The organism is Sphingomonas sp. SAFR-052, assembly GCF_051965015.1.
Taxonomy (GTDB): Bacteria; Pseudomonadota; Alphaproteobacteria; order Sphingomonadales; family Sphingomonadaceae; genus Sphingomonas.
In genome coordinates this window covers 156,191-176,694 of sequence record NZ_JBQCMO010000006.1, presented here as the reverse complement: position 1 = coordinate 176,694, position 20,504 = coordinate 156,191, and the positions used below count along the sequence as shown (strand labels likewise).

At 65.5% G+C, this 20,504-nt stretch carries 19 protein-coding genes; 6 read left to right on the top strand and 13 right to left on the bottom strand.

Features of this window, described 5'->3' with window-relative positions; translation table 11 throughout:
* Positions 1-10 precede the first annotated feature (10 nt).
* A complete protein-coding gene (gene galU / locus ACTHQV_RS12240; RefSeq protein WP_056459509.1) occupies positions 11-877 on the bottom strand; it encodes a UTP--glucose-1-phosphate uridylyltransferase GalU in 867 nt (288 codons plus the stop codon).
* A 144-nt stretch (positions 878-1,021) separates the two neighbouring features.
* Here galU and ACTHQV_RS12235 point away from each other — a divergent pair, with 144 nt between their 5' ends.
* Positions 1,022-1,804: a metallophosphoesterase family protein gene (locus ACTHQV_RS12235; RefSeq protein ID WP_440490601.1), complete on the top strand. Its 783-nt coding sequence runs from the start codon at positions 1,022-1,024 to the stop codon at positions 1,802-1,804.
* A gap of 414 nt (positions 1,805-2,218) precedes the next feature.
* On the opposite strand, the gene ACTHQV_RS12230 is transcribed toward ACTHQV_RS12235, so the two are convergent.
* The 7 genes from ACTHQV_RS12230 to ACTHQV_RS12200 all read right to left on the bottom strand — a co-directional run bounded on the left by ACTHQV_RS12230 (position 2,219) and on the right by ACTHQV_RS12200 (position 9,062).
* Positions 2,219-2,437, bottom strand: coding sequence for a hypothetical protein (locus tag ACTHQV_RS12230; RefSeq protein WP_440490599.1), 219 nt, complete (start codon positions 2,435-2,437; stop codon positions 2,219-2,221).
* Between the two features lie 253 nt (positions 2,438-2,690).
* On the bottom strand, positions 2,691-3,719 hold the full coding sequence (locus tag ACTHQV_RS12225; RefSeq protein WP_440490597.1) for a PDZ domain-containing protein: 1,029 nt from the start codon (positions 3,717-3,719) through the stop codon (positions 2,691-2,693).
* A 126-nt stretch (positions 3,720-3,845) separates the two neighbouring features.
* A complete protein-coding gene (locus ACTHQV_RS12220) occupies positions 3,846-4,451 on the bottom strand; it encodes an FKBP-type peptidyl-prolyl cis-trans isomerase (protein WP_440490596.1) in 606 nt (201 codons plus the stop codon).
* Between the two features lie 88 nt (positions 4,452-4,539).
* On the bottom strand, positions 4,540-4,746 hold the full coding sequence (gene rpsU / locus ACTHQV_RS12215; RefSeq protein WP_056459186.1) for a 30S ribosomal protein S21: 207 nt from the start codon (positions 4,744-4,746) through the stop codon (positions 4,540-4,542).
* A gap of 123 nt (positions 4,747-4,869) precedes the next feature.
* Positions 4,870-5,259 carry a response regulator gene (locus ACTHQV_RS12210; RefSeq protein WP_440490594.1) on the bottom strand — a complete coding sequence of 130 codons (390 nt, stop codon included), beginning with the start codon at positions 5,257-5,259 and terminating at the stop codon, positions 4,870-4,872.
* Between the two features lie 61 nt (positions 5,260-5,320).
* A complete protein-coding gene (locus ACTHQV_RS12205; protein WP_440490593.1) occupies positions 5,321-7,753 on the bottom strand; it encodes an ATP-binding protein in 2,433 nt (810 codons plus the stop codon).
* Between the two features lie 85 nt (positions 7,754-7,838).
* Entirely contained in the window at positions 7,839-9,062 is a 1,224-nt protein-coding gene (locus ACTHQV_RS12200; protein WP_440490591.1) for an EAL domain-containing protein, read from the bottom strand.
* A gap of 517 nt (positions 9,063-9,579) precedes the next feature.
* Between ACTHQV_RS12200 and cysD the strand changes: the two genes are divergently transcribed.
* From cysD to ACTHQV_RS12185, 3 genes are read left to right on the top strand one after another with little or no spacing between them, the layout of a single operon-like run.
* Positions 9,580-10,497 (top strand): sulfate adenylyltransferase subunit CysD, encoded by a 918-nt coding sequence (cysD, locus tag ACTHQV_RS12195; RefSeq protein WP_440490589.1) that lies wholly within the window; start codon positions 9,580-9,582, stop codon positions 10,495-10,497.
* Complete coding sequence (cysN, locus tag ACTHQV_RS12190) at positions 10,497-12,419, top strand: sulfate adenylyltransferase subunit CysN (RefSeq protein WP_440490587.1); 1,923 nt, start codon at positions 10,497-10,499, stop codon at positions 12,417-12,419. The genes cysD and cysN overlap by 1 nt, the downstream gene beginning before the upstream one ends.
* Positions 12,413-13,159, top strand: coding sequence for a 3'(2'),5'-bisphosphate nucleotidase CysQ (locus tag ACTHQV_RS12185; RefSeq protein WP_440490783.1), 747 nt, complete (start codon positions 12,413-12,415; stop codon positions 13,157-13,159). The genes cysN and ACTHQV_RS12185 overlap by 7 nt, the downstream gene beginning before the upstream one ends.
* 1 nt (position 13,160) lies before the next feature.
* On the opposite strand, the gene ACTHQV_RS12180 is transcribed toward ACTHQV_RS12185, so the two are convergent.
* Positions 13,161-14,930: a putative bifunctional diguanylate cyclase/phosphodiesterase gene (locus ACTHQV_RS12180; RefSeq protein ID WP_440490586.1), complete on the bottom strand. Its 1,770-nt coding sequence runs from the start codon at positions 14,928-14,930 to the stop codon at positions 13,161-13,163.
* 161 nt (positions 14,931-15,091) lie between these two features.
* Between ACTHQV_RS12180 and ACTHQV_RS12175 the strand changes: the two genes are divergently transcribed.
* Complete coding sequence (locus tag ACTHQV_RS12175) at positions 15,092-16,033, top strand: cation diffusion facilitator family transporter (RefSeq protein ID WP_440490584.1); 942 nt, start codon at positions 15,092-15,094, stop codon at positions 16,031-16,033.
* Positions 16,034-16,098: 65 nt separating this feature from the next.
* Here ACTHQV_RS12175 and ACTHQV_RS12170 read toward each other — a convergent pair whose 3' ends face one another.
* Both ACTHQV_RS12170 and murA read right to left on the bottom strand, forming a co-directional pair.
* On the bottom strand, positions 16,099-17,238 hold the full coding sequence (locus ACTHQV_RS12170; protein WP_440490582.1) for an aldose epimerase family protein: 1,140 nt from the start codon (positions 17,236-17,238) through the stop codon (positions 16,099-16,101).
* Between the two features lie 106 nt (positions 17,239-17,344).
* Positions 17,345-18,628 (bottom strand): UDP-N-acetylglucosamine 1-carboxyvinyltransferase, encoded by a 1,284-nt coding sequence (murA, locus tag ACTHQV_RS12165; protein WP_242118274.1) that lies wholly within the window; start codon positions 18,626-18,628, stop codon positions 17,345-17,347.
* A 431-nt stretch (positions 18,629-19,059) separates the two neighbouring features.
* On the opposite strand from murA, the gene ACTHQV_RS12160 reads away from it, so the two are divergent.
* Positions 19,060-19,200, top strand: a complete 141-nt coding sequence (locus tag ACTHQV_RS12160) for a hypothetical protein (RefSeq protein WP_440490580.1) — start codon at positions 19,060-19,062, stop codon at positions 19,198-19,200.
* Positions 19,201-19,206: 6 nt separating this feature from the next.
* Here ACTHQV_RS12160 and clpS read toward each other — a convergent pair whose 3' ends face one another.
* Together clpS and ACTHQV_RS12150 are read right to left on the bottom strand one after the other, a co-directional pair.
* Positions 19,207-19,533: an ATP-dependent Clp protease adapter ClpS gene (gene clpS / locus ACTHQV_RS12155; RefSeq protein ID WP_066688376.1), complete on the bottom strand. Its 327-nt coding sequence runs from the start codon at positions 19,531-19,533 to the stop codon at positions 19,207-19,209.
* Between the two features lie 159 nt (positions 19,534-19,692).
* Complete coding sequence (locus tag ACTHQV_RS12150; protein WP_440490579.1) at positions 19,693-20,418, bottom strand: phasin family protein; 726 nt, start codon at positions 20,416-20,418, stop codon at positions 19,693-19,695.
* Between the last annotated feature and the right edge of the window lie 86 nt (positions 20,419-20,504).

Here is a 20,504-nt window from a genome sequence, read left to right as displayed (position 1 = left end):
GCCCTGTCGCTCAACCGTTGGCGAGCGCTTCCTCGGCAAATGCGCGCACCGCCGGACCGATATCGGCACGGGCCAGCGCCAGCGCGATGTTCGCCTGCACCCAGCCGGCCTTGTCGCCGCAGTCGTAGCGCTTGCCGTCGAAGGTGAAGCCATGGAACGGCTGGTTGCCGATCAGCTTCGCCATCGCGTCGGTCAGCTGAATTTCGCCACCGGCACCCGGCTCCTGCGAATCGAGGATTTGCATGACTTCGGGCTGCAGGATGTAACGGCCCGGAATCATCAGGTTCGACGGCGCCTTGCCCTTGGGCTTTTCGACCAGCGCGGTGACTTCGGTCAGGCGCCCGTCCTGCTTGCCCGGCGAGATGATGCCGTATTTGTCGGTCTCGCTGTCGGGCACTTCCAGCGCGCCGATGACGTTGCCGCCGACCTTTTCATAGGCATCGACCATCTGCTTGAGGAACCCGCCGACCATCAGCTCGTCGGGCAGCAGCACCGCGAACGGCTCGTCGCCGACGATCTCGCGCGCGCACCACACAGCATGGCCGAGGCCCAGCGGCTCCTGCTGGCGGACATAGACCGGGCTGCCCGGCTTCTGCCGAATACCCTCGATCAGCGCCATCGACTTGCCGCGCGCCTTCATCGTCGCTTCCAGTTCGTAGGAAACGTCGAAATGATCCTCCAGCGCGCCCTTGCCGCGGCCGGTGACGAAGATGATCTGTTCGATGCCGGCTTCCAGCGCCTCTTCGACGGCGTATTGGATCAGCGGCTTGTCGACGACCGTCAGCATTTCCTTCGGCATCGACTTGGTCGCGGGAAGAAACCGGGTGCCCAAACCGGCGACCGGAAAGACTGCCTTGCGAACCTTCTTGATCGTCATCGTCTCATCCCCAAAATTGCTGCGCCGCAATAGAGAGTCGTTTCGGCATTGGCAAACGACCTTTGTCCGCCCCGCGCCCGGTTATGAGGCGCTGCGGCGGTTCATTGATCGTACAGCCCCTTTCGCTTATGGGCGGCGCGCATCATGGTGTTCTCCAAGCTATTTCGCAGGCCCGCAACCCCCGCGCCGCGCATTCCCGACGATATCGTCGTCTATGCGATCGGCGACGTGCATGGGCGGCTCGATTGCCTCGACGATCTGCTCGCACAGATCGATGCCGATCCGGCGCGCGGGCATCGGCGGACGATGCTGGTGTTCCTCGGGGACCTGATCGATCGCGGTCCGGATTCACGCGGCGTCGTCGACCGGGTCATGGCGCTGTGCGCCGCGAGCGCCGACGTGCATTGTCTGTGTGGAAACCACGAGGAACTGCTGCTGACCGCGGCGGAGGGTGCCCGCCAGGCACTGGGCGTGTTCGCCCGCGTCGGCGGCCGAGAAACGCTGCTCAGCTACGGCGTCAGTGAAGAAGCCTATGAGCGCGAGGACCTGAAGGGCGTCCAACGCCTGATCGCCGAGCACGTCCCGGTTGAACATCTGCATTTCCTACGCAACCTTCCCGACCAGTTGATCGTCGGCGATTACGTGTTCGTGCATGCCGGAATCCGCCCCGGCGTGCCGCTCGATGCGCAGAAATCCTCGGACCTGCGCTGGATCCGCTCGCCGTTCCTCGACCATGGCGGCGCCTATGAACGCTTCGTCATTCACGGACATACCGTGACCGGCGATCCCGACATTCGCGCCAACCGGATCGGCATCGATACCGGTGCCTATCGCAGCGGCCGGCTGACCGCGCTGGTACTTGACGGAGAAACGCGACGCTTCCTGTCGACGGCCCTGCCTGCCGGAGGATACGCGGCGGCGGCATAAGTCCGACGGCGCTATCGATCGAACAGGGTCGTTCTCACCCTGCGCCGTCCTTCTCGCTCCGGCGGGAAAGGGAGGGAGCGGCGCAGCCGTGGAAAGGTGAGGACGATCAAAGCTGATCGAATTAGCTTTGAAGCGGTCGATCCGCTTTCTGCCGACCTTTTGTGCACAACGGAAACGTTGCCTCAGCGATGGCTGAGGCCTCAAAGAGCTCCGGCTGCGCCCCATCGACGCAAAAATGTCGACGGACTGGTATCTGCTCCACCGGCTCACGGTCTAAAACCGTCGGATGGCAGCCGGTTATCAAACAGCCGCGTCCCCCTGGTCCGCTCCGAAGCGCCCTTGCTCCAACGAAAAAGGGCGCCCTGAACGGAGCGCCCCTTCCCTAGACTGAAGCGCGGTTTCCCGCGCGAGCAATCAGTTGCTGTCCGAATCGCTGTCCGAGTCGGCGACGACAACGATGCCCGCAACGACAGCAGCCGCAGCGAGGATCGCGACGATCACGCCGCCGCCGGCCAGCTTTTCGCCCTTGGCGGCCGGAGCCGAAGCGCGAGCAACCGACAGCTTCGAAGCGTTGGCGGCGGTCGCAACCGTCGGAGCAACGGTCATCGACACGGCCGAGGCCGCGATCAGCATCTTCTTGGCAAAACCCATTTCAACACTCCCTTGTGTCACTACACGTCGAGCGGCCCTTCGCATACGGCCCGCCCCCCTGCAAGCCTTATCATACCAAACGCGGCCAACCGTTACCGGTAACAACGGGGTACGACACGCCCTGCGCACGGTTGTAACTCGCCGGGGCTCACCCGGTTTCGTTCGCAATCGCGGCAGTTCAATATGCAATGCGGTATGAATTGAGGCAAGCGCCGCCGCGACAACAGTGATCGCGTTATTCGAGCGGCTGATCGCGCGTCTTCAACACCGGCGGCAGATAAGGGATCGGCGCATTCGGCGGGATCGCGGCAATCTCCGCCGCGATATTTTCGGTGCGTTTTCCGGCGGATGAATGCGTCCGGCTGTGAAAAATGCCTCCATCGATCTGCGCGCCCGGCCCTTGCCAGAACGCCACCGCCGCTGCCGGGTCCCAGCCGGCATTGCGCAACAGATGGACTCCCAGCCGGTCGGCATCGTCCTCGGTCGCGCGAAAGATGCGTCCATTTCGGCCCAGCTCGCGGAACACGCCGCGGCTGACCTTCGCCGCTTCCAGCCTGACATGATGGCGCAGGATATTGTGCGACAATTCGTGCGCAACGACCACCGCCAACTGCGAGTCGTCGAATCGCTCGAGGAATCGGCTGGAAATCTGTACCAGCCTGCCATCGGCAACAGCGTCGAGCGACGGCCCGATTCGCAGTTCGAATAGCGTCCGGCAGCCCGGCGAAGCGGGGATGATGACTGGGCGCTCCCGCCCGGCGCGGCGCAACACCATCGCCAGCGGCCGGTCCGCCGGTTGCGCATCGAGCATCGCCGCAAAGGCGTCGCGGGTGACGACATGCCCGCCGCCCGCCGTCGCCGGGACCGGACGGCCATTGATGCCGATGATTGAGTCGTTAGCCTGCACACCGGCGCGCGCCGCCGGACTGTTGGGGACGACCGCCTCGACTGCGATCCCCGTTTCGAATCCGAAGATGCTCCGCGCGACCGCCTGTTCGGCTACATCATATTGGTCGATCGCATGCACGATCATGCCGGTAACTGGAGCGAGATCGCTGCACAGCGCGGCGTTGGCGCGCGCCAAACGATAGCCGATCGCGCCCAGCCGCAGATCGGCGGCGCGCAGTGCCTCGAGCGTTGTACGGTCCGTTCCAGCCGCCGCGGGCGGGTTCGGGGCGGCACCGATCGTCAACAATGCGCCGGCCAGCAGCGCGCTTCGAACCAGAGGGCACTGCGCGATAATCCGGTGGAAAGGAGAGGACATCGCCCGCCGATAGCATGATCGCCGCGCGCAAGGCGATGCCATGCAGCCCAGTCCGGCGGTCGCGGCGACACCAAAAAAAACGGCGCCGGGAACCCCCGACGCCGTTATCGATCCAATCCGTCGCGATCAACGTACGCCCGGCGGCAGTGCTCCGGGGGGCGGCGCGCCTGCACCACCGCCCTGCATCATCTGCTGCATCTGCATCTGCTGCAGCACCGCCTCAGGAATGAACTCGATCATGTCGACGTCGAACACCAGCACCTGCTTCGACAGCTTCTTGACCTCGGGCGACATCGGCGGGGCACCGTCGGGACGCGGCGCGCCATAGCCGAGCTGCGGCGGCAGCCAGAAGCGGTAGCGCGATCCCTTCGGCATTAGCTTCAGCGCCTCGCCAAACCCCGGAACGACCTGCTTGGGCGACATCGGGGTCGGGTTGCGACTCTGGTCGAAGATCGTGCCGTCGGTCAGCTTGCCGACATAGTTGATGAGCGTGACGTCGGCATCGGTCGGCGTCGGCCCACTGCCCTTGGTCAGCACCTCGTATTGCAGGCCGCTGGCGGTGGTGACCACGCCGGGGCGCGATGCGTTGCTGGCGAGGAACGATGCCGCTTCGCTGCGCGTCCCGATCCAGGCGAGCGCGGCCGCGACCAGCAAGGCCAGCGCGATCCCGATCCACACCCAGACGATATGACGCTGCTTGACGGGTTGCAGCGGAACGGCAGTGACCGACATCGACACCCCTTTCGGCGCGCCCAGCGCACCGTATCACAGGAAAGAGACGGCACCCCGACCTTCCTGTCGGCGGGCCGCGACCGGGATTTTACCGGGCGCTGTCGCGCTCGACGCGCTTGCGCTCCAGCTTGCGAGCGCGGCGCACAGCAGCGGCACGCTCGCGCGCACGCTTTTCCGACGGCTTTTCGTAATGACGACGCAGCTTCATCTCGCGATACACGCCCTCGCGCTGCAGCTTCTTCTTGAGCGCGCGCAGGGCCTGATCGACATTGTTTTCACGAACGATGATCTGCATGAGGTCGAAAAACTCCGGGTCTTTTATCGCAATAGAATAGGGTTCGCCGAAGCATGGCTGCGGCGTGACACGTCCCCCTAACAGGAGTGTCGTCTGCGGGCAAGTCCAACGGCCCGCACGGGGTCAGAACAGCAGGTCGCCCCCGGCGCGCTTGGCCAGGATCCGCCCGATCGCATCGAACAGCGCGTCCATCGCCACCGGCTTGAACAGCACCTCGTCCGCCCCGGCCGCCAGGCAGCGTTCGGTGAGGTCAATCGCGGTGTCGGCGGTGACGATGATGATCGGCAGCGTCCGCTTGGCATCATCGCGCGCGCGCACACGACGGATGACTTCGAACCCGTCCATGCCCGGCATGCGCAGGTCGAGCAGTACCAAGTCGAATTCGTCCTCGTCGATCCGGCGCAGCCCGGCCTCGGCCAGATCGGCCTCGACCATCGTCGCCCCGGCAACGTCGAGCATGTCGCGAACGACCCGGCGATTCATCGCATCATCCTCGACGAACAGGATCCTCATGCGTCGTCGACCCGGCCGATCGCCCTGATTTCAAAGCCTTGCATATCGAAATCCGCTATCGCTACGCCGCATTTGAAACAAGGGCTGTTGGCACTGCACCCCGATCATCCCGCACGACGAACAATGCGTCGATAAGTTGCTTAGCCGAAACCGGCTTGTTGAGCAATGTTATGGCGTCATAACCGATGCTTACGCCATAATCTTCCCGGTTGAGCATCAGAACTGCCGGTAATTGCGCCGAAGCGAGCATGGCCTCGATTTCGGCGAGGTCGCGCTCGGGGGCATCGGACGTCGCACACAGCGCTGCCATGTCCATCAGCAGTGCCAGCACGCCGCCCTCCTGCAACCGCGCCCGTACCGCGGCGACATCGTCGACGAACGCGATCGACGCGCTGTGATCGGCGAACAACGTCCGCATCATTCCCCGCGCGATCGGATTGCGCTCGAGGATCAGCAGCGTATTCCGTGCGGCATCTTCGCCGCTGTCCGACGCCGGCGGTACGGCCATCGTTACCGGCAGGTCGAGCGTGAAGGTCGAACCCTCACCGGCCACGCTCGCGACATGTATGTCGCCCCCCATTGCCCGCGCCAGATTGCGGCAAATGGTCAGCCCCAACCCGGTACCGCCGAAGCGGCGCGTCGTGCTGTTGTCCGCCTGCTGAAACGATTCGAACACCTCGTCGATACGATCGGCGGCGATCCCGATGCCGCTGTCGCTGACCGATATACGCACCCGCTGGGCGTCGCCCTCGGCACGCACGGCGATCGTGCCGACCTCGGTGAATTTTAGCGCGTTCGACAACAGGTTGAACAGAATCTGCCGCAACCGCACCGGATCCCCCTCGATCCAGCGCGGCACGTCGCCGATATCGAGGGTGAAGGCCAATCCGCGATCCTCCGCCTGCCGTCGCGACGCGCGGGTCAGGTCCTCGATCGTCGCGCTCAGGTCGGTCGGGATGCGTTCGACCGCCAGATTGCCCGACTGCATCTTGGCCACGTCGAGAATGTCGTCGACCAGTGCGCGCATCGTCACCCCGGCGTCATGGACGATGCTCAACCGGTCGCGCAGATCGGGGGTCAGCCGCGTATCGCGCAACATGACCTGCGCCATGCCGAGAATGCCGTTCAGCGGCGTGCGGATCTCGTGGCTGGTCGTCGCAAGGAAGTCGCCCTTGGCCTTCAACGCCTTTTCGAGTGCGACATTGGTCGCGGCGAGTTCGACGTTGGCGTGGCGCACCGCGTTGCGGCTGCGGCGCAGCGTCACGATGCCGAAGCTCAGCAGCGCGATAAGCACCGCGACTGCCGCCGCGATGCTGCCGAACAGGATACGCTGGAACCGCGCGCTGGCGCGTTCGAACGCGATGTTGCGGCGCAATTCCTCCTGCTTCAGCCGGGCGATGCGCAGTTCCTGGTTCTGGAAATCGAACCGCGCCGACATCAGCGCCGTCTTGGTCGACGTGGTCAGCTGCGTCGCCTGCTCGTTCAGCCGGTCGATCGCGGCCAGATGCGGCAGTGCCTCGGCCGCATCCCCGACCGCTAGATAGACGGCATAGGCGTTGCGATGATTGTCGCGCATCGCCAGCGACGTCCTGGTCAGATCGACGCCCGCAAACGCTTCGTCGACCAGCCGCGTCGCATCGCTCAGGTCGCCACGATCCGCCGCCAGCCGCCCGGCCAGCGCCTTCAACTGGTCGACGACACCACGCGACTGGATCGCCCGTGCGGTCCGCAACCCTTCCGCGATCGAACGATCCGCTGCTGCGAAATCACCGACCGCGCGCTGCGAACGCGCCAGATTGCGCAGGATCTGTGCTGCAAACGGTCGATTACCGATCTGACGCGCCTTCACCAGCGCCTTGCTATAATCGATCAGCGCGCTGCGGTGCCGCCCCATATCCGCCAATACGTTCCCACGATTGTTCAGCAGCGAAATAGACAGCGCAGGATCGTCGTCATAGATTTCGATCGCCTGCCCGTAATAGCGCAGCGCCGCTTCGAAATCGGCCCCCTGCCGGTACAAGGCGCCGATGCTGAGCAGCGCCATCGCCTGTCCACGGCGGTCGTCCACCGTGACATAGATGCGATAGGCGGTTTGATAATCGGCCAATGCACCGGCGACATTGTCGGCATCGGCGGCGATATCGCCGCGCGTGCGCAACACGTCCCCCTCGATCGCATATCTGCCCGGCAGGCGGTGGAGCAGCGCGAGCGCCTGCTCCACCTCGGCCGCTGCGGATTTGGGATCGCCCAGCCGGACATAGGCCTCGGCCTGCAACCATTTGCTGGCGGCGACCAACGTCGAGCGATCGCCATCGCGACGCTTTGCGGCATCTTCGAGTGCGCCACCGTCCCGCAGGACGCGTTGCGGATCGGTCAGGAGCAGGGTGCGCACCGCCTCGAACCGAACGTCGAGCGGCGTCGCCTGCCCCGTCGCGGGCACAGCGCTCGCTGCCGTGACAAGGGATAGGGCAAAGAGCGGGAACCGCAGGCGCATACAGGGACCCTAGGCCGCTTTGGTTAACGATTCGTAGTGGTTGGCTAGCCGGTCGAACCGCGCAAACGGCGCGCCGAACGATCGCTTACCCGGTCTTCCATTGGCCTTCGTTGCGTAGGAACGACAGGCGCGGGCTGGCCATCGCGGCGACATGGCGTTCCTCCTGCAGAAAGGTGCGGAACGCCGCGAATTCGACCGGGCGGCTGATGAGATAGCCCTGCACCATGTCGCATCCCATGACGCCGAGCAGCGCCAGCGCGGCGGGCGTCTCGACCCCTTCGGCGGTCACTTCCATGTCTAGCGCGTGCGCCAGATCGATGGTCGAGCGCACGATCAGCGGGTCGCGATTGCTGCTGGTCAACTGCGTCACGAACAGCTTGTCGATCTTCAGTTCGCTCGCAGGCAGACGCTTGAGATAGGCGAGCGACGACAAGCCGGCGCCATAATCGTCGATCGCCAGCGGCACGCCGATATCGGCAAAGGCGCGCAGATTAGCGATGGCGCTTTCGGGATCGCGGATGACCGCGGTCTCGGTAATTTCGAACCCGACCCGCGCATCGCCCTCGCGTACCAAGGCGCAGGCGTCGCGGACGAACCCCGCGTCGGACAGCAGCACGCCCGAGATATTGATGAAGATCGGAATGTCATATCCGGCGGCGGCGATGATCCGCTGATCCATGATCACCCGGCGGATGATCCACAGCGTCAGCGCGCCGATGGCATTCGATCGTTCGGCAGCCTCGATGAAGTCGCCCGGCAGGATCAGCCCGCGCGTCGGGTGCCGCCAGCGCACCAGCGCCTCGGCGCTCGCCACGCATTGCTGCCGCACCCGGACCTTGGGCTGATATTGCAGGAAGATCTGGCCGTTTTCGATCGCGCCGGGCAGTTCGCGCATCAGCTGGACCGGATCATGGCCGGCGACCGGATCGCTCAGATGGCGCAGCACGTCGGCACCCGCCTGCCGCGCATCCGACAATGCCTCTTCGGCGGCTTCGATCAGGCGGACATCGTCATGCTCGGCGGCTTCCGCACCGACGCCACCCACCCGCAGCGACAATCGATAGGTTTCGCCGTCGAGATCGAAGGCAGGCTCCATCGCCGCATGAACCCGCTCCAGCATCTTGCTGCCAGACGATGCCGATTCGCCGGCAAAATCCAGTTCGATGGCGCCGCGCCCGATCGGCACTACCCGTATCGCCGGAATGGCGGCGGTGATTCGCGCTGCGACGTCTTCGAGTACCGCCGCTGCCCGGGCGATGCCAATGCCGCGCCGTAACGTCGCAAAATCCTCGATTTCGGCAAGTAGCACGAAGCGATGCCATGTTGCCGGCACCGGAAGCGATGCCGCACCTCCACCGGATTCGCCGGGCGTGGGACACAGGCTTCCCCCTTGTCCCGAATGCCCGCCTAGCGGGAGATGATCCGAATCGGCGCGTGCCATGATGGACCCATCGCTACCGCCGCAACCCCAAAGCTTCGGTTAACGCTCCCGTCTGAAAGAGGCGCGTTTTCTTGCAATTAGAATTTGGCTTATGGTTAATTTTCGGTTAATACGGCGCTGCGCTTCGGCGTAACTGGGAGAATGAAAATGCAGGCGTTTTTCGCTCTGTTCCGTGACGGCTACGGCGAAGATCTTCGTCCGGTCTAACTGGAATACGCGCCCTGGGTCGGAACGGTTCGCCGCGACGACCCAGGCGTTTTTGTATCCGGCCCCCTGCCGCCGTTCGGTCCCCGTTCCCGACCCGCCCCGACAAAGCTGAACTGGCGGGTCTCGCAAGAATCCTTGTCTTGTCGCTTCGTCCTTGGTCGCTACCTGCGACAGGACCATGACCGATCCCAGCATCCGCCGCCTGACCCACCTCGAACGGCTCGAGGCGGAAAGCATTCATATCCTGCGCGAAGTCGTTGCCGAGGCCGAACGTCCGGTGATGCTGTATTCGGTCGGCAAGGATTCGGCGGTGATGCTGCACCTTGCCAAAAAGGCATTCTACCCCGCCCCGCCGCCCTTCCCGCTCCTCCATGTCGATACGACGTGGAAATTCCGCGCGATGTACGACCTGCGTGATAAGGCGGCGCGCGATGCCGGCATGGAATTGCTGGTCCACCACAATCCGGAGGCACAGGCGCGCGGCATCAACCCGTTCGACCATGGCAGCCTGCACACCGATCTGTGGAAGACCGAGGGGCTGAAGCAAGCGCTCGACCAATATGGGTTCGACGCCGCCTTCGGTGGTGCGCGGCGCGACGAGGAGAAGAGCCGCGCCAAGGAACGCGTCTTCTCCTTCCGCTCGGCCAATCATCGCTGGGACCCCAAGGCGCAGCGGCCCGAGCTGTGGCATCTGTATAACGCACGGAAGGCCAAGGGTGAATCGATCCGCGTCTTCCCGCTGTCCAACTGGACCGAACTCGACATCTGGCAATATATCCTGCGCGAGAAGATCGAGATCGTGCGCCTGTATTTTGCCGCGCCCCGCCCCACCGTCGAGCGCGACGGGATGCTGCTGATGGTCGATGACGACCGCTTCCGCCTGTTGCCCGGCGAAGTCCCGGTCGAACGCTCGATCCGGTTCCGCACGCTGGGCTGCTATCCGCTGACCGGCGCGGTCGAGAGCGAGGCGGCGACGCTAAGCGATGTGATCCAGGAAATGTTGCTGACCACCACCTCCGAACGATTGGGGCGCGCGATCGATCGCGACGCCGGATCGGCCAGCATGGAAAAGAAGAAGCAGGAAGGTTACTTTTGATGGCGACCTCCCCCGCCTATACGCCCGACGCGCTGATCGCGGCCGATATCGACGCCTATCTGGCGCAGCACCAATCCAAGTCGCTGCTGCGCTTCATCACCTGCGGATCGGTCGACGACGGCAAATCGACGCTGATCGGCCGCCTCCTCTATGATTCGAAAATGATCTTCGAGGATCAGCTGGCCGCGCTGGAGAGCGACTCGAAGCGGGTCGGCACCCAGGGCGGCGAGATCGACTTCGCGCTGCTGGTCGACGGCCTTGCCGCCGAACGCGAACAGGGCATTACCATCGATGTCGCCTATCGCTTTTTCGCGACCGAGAAGCGCAAGTTCATCGTCGCCGACACGCCCGGCCACGAACAATATACCCGCAACATGGTCACCGGCGCGTCGACCGCCGACCTCGCCGTGATCCTGATCGACGCGCGCAAGGGCGTGCTGACCCAGACGCGGCGGCACAGTTATCTCGCGCATCTGATCGGCATCCGTCACATCGTGCTGGCGGTGAACAAGATGGATCTGGTCGGCTACGATCAGGCAACGTTCGACGCCATTGTCGCCGACTATGCCGCCTTCGCCGAATCGATCGGCATCGCCGCCTTTACTGCGATTCCCTTGTCGGGCTTCAAGGGCGACAATATCGCCGCCGCGTCCGCCAATACGCCGTGGTACACCGGTCCGGCGCTGATCGAGCATCTCGAATCGGTCGAACTGGACAGCGAGGCGGCGGCTGCGCGGCCATTCCGACTGCCGGTGCAGTGGGTGAATCGCCCCGACCTCGACTTCCGCGGCTTTGCCGGGTTGATCGCCAGCGGCACCATCCGTCCGGGCGATGCCGTCCGCGTGCTGCCGTCGGGCAAGACGTCGCGTGTCGCTCGCATCGTGTCGATGGACGGCGATCTCGAACAGGCGGTTGCCGGCCAGTCGGTGACGCTGACGCTGACCGACGAGATCGATTGTTCGCGCGGCGACGTGATCGCCGCCGCCGATGCGCCGCCACAGGTCGCCGATCAGTTCCGCGCGACGATCGTGTGGATGGACGGCGAACCGCTGCTGCCCGGCCGCGCCTATTGGCTGAAGACCGGCGCGGGCACCGTCTCGGCCACGGTCCAGCCGCCGCGCCATGCGATCGACGTCAACACGCTGGCCGAATTGTCGGTGAAGACCCTGTCGCTGAACGATATCGGCGTGGCCGACGTGTTCACCGATCGCGGCATCGCTTTCGAACCCTATGCCGACAATCGCGACCTCGGCGGGTTCATCCTCATCGATAAGATCACCAACGCCACCGTCGCCGCCGGCCTGATCGACTATTGCCTGCGTCGCAGCCAGAATGTGCATTGGCAGTCGATCGACATCACCCGCGAAGCGCATGCCGCGCAGAAGAACCAGAGCCCCCGCGTGCTGTGGTTCACCGGCCTGTCGGGATCGGGCAAGTCGACCATCGCGAATCTGGTCGAGAAGAAGCTTCACGCGCTGGGCAAGCACAGCTTCCTGCTCGACGGTGACAATGTCCGCCACGGCCTCAACCACGATCTGGGCTTCACCGATGCCGACCGGGTCGAGAATGTCCGGCGTGTGGGGGAGGTCGCCAAGCTGATGGCCGATGCCGGCCTGATCGTGCTGACCGCCTTCATCTCACCCTTCCGGGCCGAGCGCGACCTTGCACGCTCGATGCTGCCCGCGGGCGAATTCGTCGAGGTGTTCGTCGATACGCCGCTGGCGGTCGCCGAAGCGCGCGATGTGAAGGGGCTGTATGCCAAGGCGCGCAGCGGTGCGCTCGCCAACTTCACCGGCATCGACAGCCCGTACGAACCGCCGCTTTCTCCCGAAATTCACGTCGATACCACGCGCGAGACGCCGGAGGCGGCCGCCGAACGCATCGTCGAGCATGTGCTCGGCATCTGGGCGCCGGTATTGTGACCGACGACGCACTGCTCGCGACCGCGATCGCCGCCGAGGCGGGCAAGCTGCTGCTCGCCATCCGGGCGGAGGGGCGCGAGACCGGCAAGGCGCTGGGCGATCGCGGCGACCGCGAAGCCAATGCGCTGATTCTCGACCGGCTGCGCACCGCCCGCCCGGACGCCTTCGTGCTGTCCGAAGAGTCCGCCGACGACAAGCTGCGCTGTGCTGCCGCCCAGACCTGGATCGTCGACCCGCTCGACGGTACGCGCGAATATGCCGAGGGGCGTGACGACTGGGCGGTGCATGTCGCGCTGGCGGTCGGGGGCCGGGCCGAGGCCGGGGCGGTGGCGCTACCCTCGCTCGGCGTCACCCTGTCGAGCAGCCCCGCTCCGGTCGTGCCGCCGGCCCCAACGCGCCCGCGCATGGTCGTCAGCCGCACCCGCCCCGCGCCTCAAGCACTGGCGGTGGCGGAGGCGATCGACGCCGAGTTGATCCCGATGGGGTCGGCAGGCGCCAAGGCGATGGCGGTGGTGCTTGGGCAAGCCGACATCTATCTGCACGCGGGCGGGCAATATGAATGGGATAGCTGCGCCCCGGTCGCGGTCGCGCTGGCAGCCGGACTACATGCGTCGCGGATCGACGGTTCGCCGCTTTATTATAATTGTCTGGATACGTGGTTGCCGGATCTGCTGATCTGTCGGCGTGACGATGCGGCGCGGATCCTGCCGATCATCGCCGGTCTGGCGGGCGATCGATAGGTCACCCGTTCGCCGACAGCCGGCCACCGGTGGCCAGCGCGACCGCATCCTCGGGTTCGAGCGGTCGGGCGAAATGATGGCCCTGCAGGTGCAAACAACCGGCCACGCGCAGCGCCTGCACCTGTGCCTCGGTCTCGACCCCTTCGGCCACCACCTCCAGCCGTAGCGCGCGGGCGAGGTGGATGATCGAATGCACGATCGCCGCACTTTCCCGCTCCCGGCCCATCCCGTCGATGAAGCTGCGATCGATCTTCAGGCAGTCGAGCGCGAAGGTGCGGATATTGTAGAGCGACGAATAGCCGGTGCCGAAATCGTCGAGCGCGATGCGGAAACCACGGTCGCGCAGTTCGAGCAGCGTCGCGGCGGCGCGTTCGGCATCGGCGAAGATCGCGGCTTCGGTAACCTCGATCTGCAACCGCTCGGGCGCGACCCCTGCGCGCCGTACCCGGTCGATCAGATACGACGCGAAATTCGGTCGCCGGAACTGGCGCGCGGAGATGTTGACCGAGACATATCGTCCCGGCAGGCGCGGCAGGATCGCCAGCACCTGATCCAGCACCCAGTCGCCCAGGTCGTGGATCAGGTTCGATTCCTCGGCGATGGCCACGAACATGGCTGGGCTGACATCGCGATAGTCGGGCTTGTCCCAGCGCAACAGCGCTTCGAACGCGACGATCTCGAGCGTGTCGCGGGCGACGATCGGCTGGTACAGCAGCGCCATCTCGCCCTGCTCGATCGCGCGGCTCAGCCCCTGTTCGATGCCGCGACGGAAACGGATCGATTCGTCCATGCTAGCGTCAAATCGGCGCACGACGCCGCGTCCGGCGCGTTTGGCCTCGTTGAGCGCCAGGTCGGCGCGCCGCATCACATCGACCGGATCGCCCCCGCCGTCGCTGTCCGCCATCACCACCCCGATCGATGCCGCACCGCGCACCGGATGGCCGAACACCAGCAGATCGGTCGAACAGGCGCGGACCAGCCGCTCGCAGCGCGCGATCGCATCGGCTTCGTCGGCGACGCGCAGCAGCACCCCGAATTCGTCGCCGCCCAGCCGCGCGACGAAGCCGTCGTTGCCGACCTGTTCGATCAAGATCGCGCAGACGATGCGGATCAGTTCGTCCCCGACCAGATGGCCGAGCGTGTCGTTGATGAGCTTGAACCGGTCGAGATCGAGCATCGCCATCGCGACGCGATCAGTCCCGCGCAGGCTGTCGGTCAGCACGCGCAGGAACGCCAGCCGGTTGGGTGCATCGGTCAGCGGATCGTGATGGGCCATGTGGATGGCCTTGCTTTCGTTGGCCGTTAGTTCGCGCGTCCGTTCCTCCAGTTCGGCGACCCGCGCCGCCAGCGCCGCGCCAGTCGCCGCCAGTTCGCGATCGGCCAGCCAGCGTTGGGCGAGCGACTGCGCCATCCGCTGCACCTCTCCGGCGGTCGACATGGTCAGACGAAAGACGCGATCGAGCGGCGCACACGCGGAAGCGACGTCGCCCTCACCGCCGACGATCACAATCCGCAGATCGGGATCGAGCGCGTGGAGCCGTGCCGCCGTCTGGAGCCCCGCGCTGCCGATCGCGACGATAGCGACGGCGAAGCGGGCATCATCGCGCAAGGCGTCGGCAACGGCCGCGACCGCATCCTCACCCCGCTGGACATGCGTTGCGGTCAGCCGCAGCCGGTCCGGTTCGTGCCCGTCCCCGTCGGCGGCAAGATCGGCGAGCGCAGCGTCACCGTCGACGATCAGGATGCGCGCCGATGGTCGTTCGTCGTCCATGTCCGTCAGCCGCTGCTCCAAAGGCGGTCACCGGACCGCATCATGTCGCCCGGTCAGCGCGTCGCATCCATTTTCGATCCAACTTACCGCTCGCTTAACCCTCTTTCCGCTGCACTGCGTCGCATCTGGTCACCGCGTGCCGCACCTGTCAGAAGCAGGGCATGGGCGCGCATCACCATGGCCATGGCCACGATCATCACTCGCACGGGCATCATGGGCATCACGGCCACAGCCACGCCCCCGCCGATTTCGGCCGCGCCTTTGCGATCGGTACGCTGCTCAACATCGGCTTCGTCGTGGTCGAGGGTAGCGCGGGCTTCTGGTTCGATTCGATGGCGTTGCTCGCCGACGCCGGTCACAATCTGTCGGACGTGCTCGGGCTGCTGATCGCATGGGGCGGGGTCGAACTCGCCAAGCGGCCGGCATCGAAGCGCTTCACCTATGGTCTGGGCGCCTCGACGATCCTCGCCGCGCTCGCCAATGCGCTGGTCCTGCTGATCGCGGTCGGCGCGATCCTGCTGGAGACGATTCAGCGGCTGGGCAGCCCCCGTCCGATCGACGGCCTACCGGTGGTGTGGGTCGCGCTGGCCGGGATCGTCGTCAACCTCGCCACGGCACTGCTATTCGCGCGCGGGCGGCATGGCGACGTCAACATCCGTGGCGCCTATCTGCACATGGCGGCCGATGCGGCGGTGTCGGCGGGGGTGGTGATTGCCGGACTTGCAATCCTGTGGACCGGGGCAGGCTGGATCGATCCGGTCGTCAGCCTGATCGTCGTCGCGATCATCCTGATCGGGACGTGGAGCCTGCTCAGCGAATCGCTGCTGCTGGCGCTACAGGCGGTGCCGCGCGGCATCGATGCCGCGGCGGTCGAGGCGATGCTGGCCGGACTGCCCGGCGTGGCGCGGGTGCACGACCTGCATATCTGGCCGATGAGCACGACCGAAACCGCGCTGACCGCGCATCTGGTGATACCCGATGGCCATCCCAGCGACGGGTTTTTGGTCGAGCTGTCGGAAGAACTGGAGCACCGTTTCGGCATCGGTCATGCGACGGTGCAGATTGAAACCGGCGACGATTGCGGGCTGACCCACGCGCACTGACCGTCCCTCGCTCTGCGTAAGCGTATCCCCGCGCAGGCGGGGATACGATTTTAGCTACGATCAGGTCAGCGCGCCACCGACACGCGGTACACCATACGGTGATGATAGGGCTTGCCCGGTTCGACCCGCGCCGATCCGAATGCCGGCTGGTTCGGCGTGTCCGGGAATTTCTGCGGTTCGAGCGCGATACCGTCGCCCATGCGATAGACGTGACGGTTCTTGCCGATCAGCGTGCCGTCGATGAAATTGCCCGAATAGAATTGCACCCCCGGTTCGGTGGTCAGCACTTCGAGCACACGGCCCGATGCCGGGTCCTCGAGCCGCGCGGCGAGCTTCGGCTCCTTGGTCATGCCCGCGTCGAGCACGAAATTATGGTCGTACCCGCGCCCGGCGACGATCTGCGGATCGCGGCCGTCGCGGACATCCTGTCCGACGATCCGCCCGCGGGTGAAGTCGAACACCGTGCCCGCGACCGGACGGCGTTCGCCGGTCGGGATGAGCAGGTCGTTGACCGGCGTGTAGCGGCTGGCCGGAATGGTCAGCTTGTGGTGCATCGTGCCGATCGCGCTGCCCTCGCCGCCCATGTCGAACAGCGCGTGGTTGGTCAGGTTGACGATGGTCGGCGCGTCGCTCTTCGCATCGAAATCGATGGTCAGCGCGCCCTTGTCGTCGAGCGCATAGGTCACGGTCACGTCGAGCGTGCCGGGATAGCCCTGATCGCCGTTCGCGCTGTTCAGCGCCATCGTCACCGACGCGCTCGGCCCGTCCTTGACCGACACGATCCGCCACACGCGCTTGTCGAAACCGACCGTGCCGCCGTGGAGCGAATTGGTCTTGTCGTTCTGGGTCAGTTGATACGCCTTGCCGTCGAGCGTGAACTTGCCGCCGGCGATGCGATTGGCATAGCGACCGATCGTCTGGCCCCAGTAGTTGGGAGCAGTGACGTAGCTGGCGGCATCGTCATAGCCGAGCGTAACGTCGGCGACCTTGCCGTTGCGGTCGGGCGCGTTGAACGCCTGCAGCGTCGCGCCGAGCGTCATGATCTTCGCGCTGACGCCGTTGCTGCCGGTCAGCGTGACCATTTCGATGGCAGTGCCGTCGGGCAATTTGCCGAAGCTCGACCGCTTGGCCGTCGCCGCACTGGCGACACCGCCGCACAGCACCGTTGCCATGGCCAACGCGCTGACCAGAAACGCCTTTTTCATCGTCACCCTCCCAATGCCACCGGCGGGCTATCGCGCCGCGTCCGGTTCGTCGGGAGGGGTATAGTCAGACAATAATCGCTTGTTCAAGCGCGGAGCGGCGCAAAGATCAGCCGTCGCCGAGCCGTTCGATATCGGCCCCGACCGCCTGCAGCTTTTCCTCCAGCCGTTCATAGCCGCGGTCGAGGTGATAGACGCGGCTGACGGACGTCTCTCCCTCTGCCGCCAATCCGGCGATGATGAGGCTCATCGATGCGCGCAGGTCGGTCGCCATCACCGGCGCGCCGACCAGGCCGGCGACACCACGCACCACCGCCGAACGGCCGGTGACGGTGATGTCCGCGCCCATCCGCGCCAGTTCGGGGACGTGCATGTAGCGGTTTTCGAAGATCGTCTCGGTCAGCACACTCGCGCCGTCGGCACGGGTCAGCAGCGCCATGAACTGCGCCTGCATGTCGGTGGCGAAGCCCGGATAGGGCGCGGTCGACAGGTTGACGGGGCGGATGTCGCCACCCGCCTCGACGAACAGCGACGTCGCTTCCTCACGCACCGCGACGCCGGCCTCGACCAGCGCGTCGATCGTCGCGCGCATGTCGGAGGGTACGACATTGGCCAATTCGACCGCGCCGCCGGTGATCGCCGCGGCACAGGCATAGCTGCCCGCCTCGATCCGGTCGGGCATCACCGCATAGGTCGCGCCGTGCAGCTTCTCGCGGCCCTCGATGGTCAGCGTGTCGCTGCCGATGCCGTCGATGCTGGCGCCCATCGCGACGAGGCAGCGGCACAGGTCGACGATCTCCGGCTCGCGCGCGGCGTTTTCGAGGACGCTGGTCCCCTTGGCCAGCACCGCCGCCATCACCGCATTCTCGGTCGCGCCGACCGAGACGACCGGGAAGCGATAGCGCCCGCCGGGCAAGCGTCCGCCGGGCGCAGTCGCCTTTACATAGCCCGCCGCCAGCTCGATCTCGGCGCCCAGCGCTTCGAGCGCCTTCAGGTGCAGGTCGATCGGGCGGTTGCCGATCGCGCAGCCGCCGGGCAGCGACACCGTCGCCTCGCCCGCACGTGCGACCAGCGGGCCGAGCACGAGGATCGACGCGCGCATCTTACGGACGATGTCATAGGGTGCGACCGTTGAGGTCAGCCGCTGGCCGCGCATCGTCATCACCCGGCCGAATTCGCTCGGGTGCGAACCCTCGACCGTGGTCGACACGCCGAACTGGTTGAGCAGGTGGCCGAAACTGTCGACGTCCGCCAGGCGTGGCAGGTTGCGCAGCGTCAGCGGCTCTTCAGTCAGCAGCGCACAGGGCAGCAGGGTAAGCGCGGCGTTCTTCGCGCCAGAAATGACGATGCGGCCGGACAGGCGATTGCCGCCGCGAATGACGATACGATCCATGGGGCAGCTTCTAGTGGGTACGCGGGGGTGTGCAAGAGGTGCACGTCAATCCTCCCCGTTCACGGGGAGGGGGACCGTCGCCGAAGGCGATGGTGGAGGGGGATCGCCGCAAACGTTACGGTTCCGACTGCGGCCCTCCCCCTCCACCAGCCTGCGGCTGGTCCCCCCCCCACCCTGTAGTGGGGATCGTTGTTGCGCTTCAGGCTTTCCCAAACCATGTTCGACGCAGCCAGGAGAACGCCATGACCCATATTGCCATCATGATCGTGACGCTCGCGATACTGGTCGTCATGTCGGTCCGCTACGACCAGCGACGTCGCCGGGTTGCACGCTTACCGATGCAATGGTCGCTGTCGGGCTAGGTCAACTGGACCGCACCCCGTCGGCTGGCGCTTGCCGTCACGCCCGTCCTCGCCGCCATCGTCCTGACCGTGATGACCACGTCTAGCCTTATCGCGCCGCGCGGGGGACAGGATCCCCTGCCAATCCTGCTGCTGGGATCACTGCTGTTCGTCGTCGCCCATGCCTTGCATCTCTATCTGAGCGACCGGACGCTCGACCGCGCGGGCTGACGACGGTTACGCCTTCTCCAGCGTGCATTGCAGCGGGTGCTGGTTCTGCCGCGCGAAGTCCATCACCTGCGCGACCTTGGTCTCGGCGACCTCGTAGGTGAAGACGCCGCAGACGCCGACGCCACGCTGGTGGACGTGCAGCATCACCCGCGTCGCTTCCTCCATGCTCATGCGGAAGAAGCGTTGCAGGCACAGCACGACGAATTCCATCGGCGTATAATCGTCGTTCAGCATCAGCACGCGGTACGGCGTGGGCTTCTTGACGCGGGTCTGGGTGGCGACGCCGAGACCGGTCGAGCGGTCGTCGTCATGGTCGCGGTCGTCACCGGCCATCTGGATGCAGGGCTGTCGAGACATGTCGCCGCAAAATATGGCATGGCCGTGCGGCAGGGCAAGGGGGTGCGTGTTCATATGCGCCGAATTGGAAATGGCAAAAGGGGCGACCGCTCGCGCGACCGCCCCTTCCTTAACCCGTAAAGGTTAGCCGACCGCTTACGCGGTGGTCTTCACCTTGTCGGCGGCAACCGCGACGCGGTTGCTGATCGGCTGCGCGGCGTCGCCGGCCAGCTTGATCATCATTTCGGTGGTCTTCGACGCTTCGGCGACGAACGAGTCGAACGACTGGCGGACGAAATCCGACTGCAGCTTCATGAACTCGGTCGGCGACTTGACGGTCGCGAGGGTCTTGGCGGTCGAGGTGGCGTGTTCGAACGACTTGCGGCCGTACTCGGCCATTTCCTGACCCAGGGTTTCGAGGCCCTTGGCAGCAATGCGACTGGCTTCGACCATCGCTTCGATGTTGCCCTTGGCCATCTCGTTCATTTCCTCGAAGCCCTTGGCGCCCTTTTCCATGGCGGCCTTGGCCTTCTCGTTCATGTCGGCCATCACATTCTGCGCCTTGTTGGTCGCGTCCTGCGCAAAGCTCTGCGCCTTGTTGGCGGCATTCTGGGCGGTGGCGGTCGCTTCGTTGGTGACGTCCATGGTCTTTTCCTCGACTTGAGCGGTTACGGTTTCGACCGCCTGTGCGGTTTCTTCAGCCGCGACCTCGGCGGTCTCGGCCACGGTTTCGGCGACTGCCACAACCGGTTCGATCGGCGGCGTCGGGATGACGACGGCGGCCGCTTCGGTCTTCAACGGCAATTCGACGGGAGCCGGCTTCGGCGCTGCCACGAACGGGACGGGCGGGATTTCCGCCTGTTCGGGTTCGACGGGCGGCACGACCGGTTCCGGTGCGGCAGATTCGACAGGCGCGGCGGCGGCGACCGGTCGAGCGGATCGGGACCCGGCAGGCTTGCGCGTGCCAG